The 3,006-nt window shown below is 47.2% G+C and carries 4 protein-coding genes; 3 read left to right on the top strand and 1 reads right to left on the bottom strand.

The window, feature by feature from the left end; all coding sequences use genetic code 11:
* Nucleotides 1–189, top strand: a 189-nt coding sequence (locus tag NZ772_16490) for an acetate kinase (protein ID MCS6815154.1), incomplete at its 5' end; no start/stop codon positions are given.
* 148 nt (nucleotides 190–337) lie between these two features.
* Entirely contained in the window at nucleotides 338–1,609 is a 1,272-nt protein-coding gene (locus NZ772_16495) for a BMP family ABC transporter substrate-binding protein (GenBank protein ID MCS6815155.1), read from the top strand.
* Between the two features lie 116 nt (nucleotides 1,610–1,725).
* Here the strand turns inward: NZ772_16495 and NZ772_16500 are convergent, their stop codons facing one another.
* The gene (locus NZ772_16500) at nucleotides 1,726–2,451 is read right to left on the bottom strand and encodes a heme oxygenase (biliverdin-producing) (protein ID MCS6815156.1); all 726 of its coding nucleotides are present in this window, start codon (nucleotides 2,449–2,451) and stop codon (nucleotides 1,726–1,728) included.
* A gap of 218 nt (nucleotides 2,452–2,669) precedes the next feature.
* Between NZ772_16500 and NZ772_16505 the strand changes: the two genes are divergently transcribed.
* On the top strand, nucleotides 2,670–3,006 hold a 337-nt coding region (locus NZ772_16505; protein ID MCS6815157.1), incomplete at its 3' end, for a hypothetical protein.

Raw genomic sequence — 3,006 nt, forward strand, 5'->3', positions numbered from 1 at the left:
ATCGTCCGCCAGCGTGTGTGCGAGTCCTTTGGCTTTTTGGGATTGTGCTTAGATCTAGACAAGAATGCTGCTCGACCTGTAGACAGTGATATCGCTACCCCAGACTCTGCGGTGCGGGTGCTCGTTATTCACACCGAAGAAGACTGGGCGATCGCTCAAGCCTGTTGGTCATTGGTTATGAGTCACTAAGGCACTAGCATCACCAATTAGTTTGCTGCCACTGCTATGAGTCATCAATAAATCATCGACAAAACCCTCTAACCTGACACTTTGTATACAGTCTTAGAAGGTCGTAATCTCCTTAAGTGGAAAGGCGTGGTTTTTGTGAGGCATGTCGATGAATTCTACAATCAGCCCATCGAAGCTCAGTTCTTGGTTTCGTAAACTTGCAACCCTGACAGCCTTGGGGCTAGTGCTTGGTGCTTGCGGAGGAGGTACGTCTACCTCATCGTCGCCAACCAGTGCTGATGCTAGTCCCGTGGCTAGTCCAGCCGGGGGTGAGACGTTCACAGTTGGCTTAGTGTTAGTCGGCCCCAAAAATGATGGTGGTTGGAGTCAAGCCCACTATGAAGGCATGGAATACGTCACCAAGAAACTCCCCAACGTCAAAATCGAGTACGTGGATAAGGTTAATCCTGGCGATCGACCCAACGTTAAGGGTTCTCAGGTAGCTGACGACTTGATTGCCAAAGGTGCCAAATTGATTATTTTCAATTCCGATGACCTGAAGGATGATGCCCTGGAAACTGCGAAAAAGCATCCTACGGTCAAGGTAGTCCACGCATCTGGTGACTATGCCTGGAAGGAGGGTAAAAACTTCAAGAATCTGCCCAATCTCAGCAACGTCATGCCCAAGATGGAATATGGCCGCATGATTGCTGGTTGCGCGGCTGCCCTTAGTACAGAAACTGGCAAGATTGGCTTTCTAGGGCCATTGATTAACGATGAAACCCGGCGCTTAGTCTCAGCAGCCTATCTAGGTGCTCGTTACTGTTGGGAAACCTATCGCAACAAGCCAGCCAAGGATTTAAAGTTCAAAGTTACATGGATTGGTTTTTGGTTCAACATTCCCGGTAAAACATTGGATCCAACTAAGGTAGCCACTGATTTCTTCAATGGTGGTTATGATGTTGTCATGTCTGGCATTGACACACCAGAGGCAGCTACTGAAGCCAAGAAAGCTGCTGGCACGGGAAAAAAGGTGAAATTTCTACACTACACACTGAAATCTGGATGTGATTTTGCTCCTGATGTCTGCGTTGGTGTTCCCTACTACAATTGGAGTCCTGCCTACCGCAAATTCACGGAGATGGCAATGAGTGGTAAGTTCACCAGTGAATTCATTTGGGGTGATCCCGACTGGAAGGATCTGAACAACCCAGATACCTCCTACGTTGGCTTTGTGGAGGGTAAGGCACTAACACCAGACAACAAGGCTAATCTAGACAAGTTTATCGCTGGTTTGGGTGATGGTAGCATTAATCTTTACAAGGGGCCACTGAACTTTCAGGACGGCACTCCCTTCTTGAAAGCCGGAGAAACAGCTACGCCACAACAAATCTGGTACATGTCTCAATTGCTAGAAGGCATTGAGGGTGCAAGTAAGTAGTGAACGCGGCCTTGAGCTACAGGACGATATGTTGTGCGGACTGAAGTCCGCACTACGAACAGGATTATTAAACCTATGAAGCTGGGTAGCTGACAGTTGGCTAGCTTGTAGGAACGTCAAGCTTCTTCAGTCGCTAGCACTTCTTCGGTACTACCACGGGTGCGGCGACGAGTAAGCGTGTTAAACAGCATCTGTCCGATCGCCTTAATCAAGTTACCCTCTAGTTCCATGAACATCTTCATATTCATCCCAAAGGCTGCATTGGCTTCATCCACAATGCGATCAGCAGTTGCATCATCCACTGGAAACTCATTCAAGGCTTGCCGATAGGTTTGCTTAAACTGCTTCTCGTCAGGAATGTCCTTAAACTCGTAGAAGGCAGTTCCTTGGCCATCGCTCAAATTCATGGCTCGCTGAGCAATTCCTTTGAGGATTTGCCCACCCGACAAGTCCCCCAAATAGCGTGTATAGGAGTGAGCTGCTAACAGTTCCGGCTCAGTATTAGACACTTCACGGATGCGCTGGATGTAGGCTTGTGCTGCCTCAGAGGGAGCGACTTGGTCACGCCAGTTCACACCATAATAGTAACTGAGATCTTGCTCTAAACTGGCCTTGCGGTTTAGCTCAGGAAAATAGATCTTTGACAAAATCGGATGATGCTGGTGGCGTTCCATCTCTTCTTCCATCGCTGAATAGACAAAATAGAGATTAGCAACCAACTTCCGATAGGAGGTCTTTTCGACCACACCCTTCAAAAAGCACTTGACAAAGCCAACATTTTCCGCCATCGTGTGGGATTTTTTGGTGCCTTCCCGTAATTTTGTTGCTAAGTTGCCACTCATACTAAATAGTTCCGTCTGTATAGGTTGCTGTAGTTAACGTATAAACGTTTGTAACGTCCAATGTGGTTTCATTCCATCAAACGTTACACACCAGGCATGGTTGTTTGCTCAATCCTGAGAAGAGGGTCGAAAAAGTGCCTAAATTGTTACAATAGACCCGTTTGAGCCACTTTTTTATTACATTTTCTTACAGATAAGAAACAACCCTTTAGCTGGTAATGCATGTAACAGTTTGTTCTGATAGGTTTGCTTCTGGTGTGATTGCTGCTAAGAACAGATACTCTGGCAGCGATCCCCTTGGTCACCAGCGCGATTGGGTATGGCGGGGATGGCAAGTGCGCTATGCGTTTAGACCTGCTGAGTCTGATGACTGTGGCGTACCTATGCTACTGCTGCACGGCTTTGGGGCTTCGATCGGCCATTGGCAACACAATGTATCTGCCTTTAGTCAGCATCATTCAGTGTATGCCTTAGACTTAGTAGGATTTGGAGCCTCAGAAAAATCTACTACTACCTACAACACAGACATCTGGACAGCCCAAGTTTATGAGTTTT

It is taken from the genome of Cyanobacteriota bacterium (assembly GCA_025054735.1).
Lineage (GTDB): Bacteria > Cyanobacteriota > Cyanobacteriia > SKYG9 > SKYG9 > SKYG9.

Coding starts and splice junctions, on each gene's coding strand:
- NZ772_16495 (MCS6815155.1), top strand. CDS start 338: ATGAATTCTACAATCAGCCCATCGAAGCTCAGTTCTTGGTTTCGTAAA.
- NZ772_16500 (MCS6815156.1), bottom strand. CDS start 2,451: ATGAGTGGCAACTTAGCAACAAAATTACGGGAAGGCACCAAAAAATCC.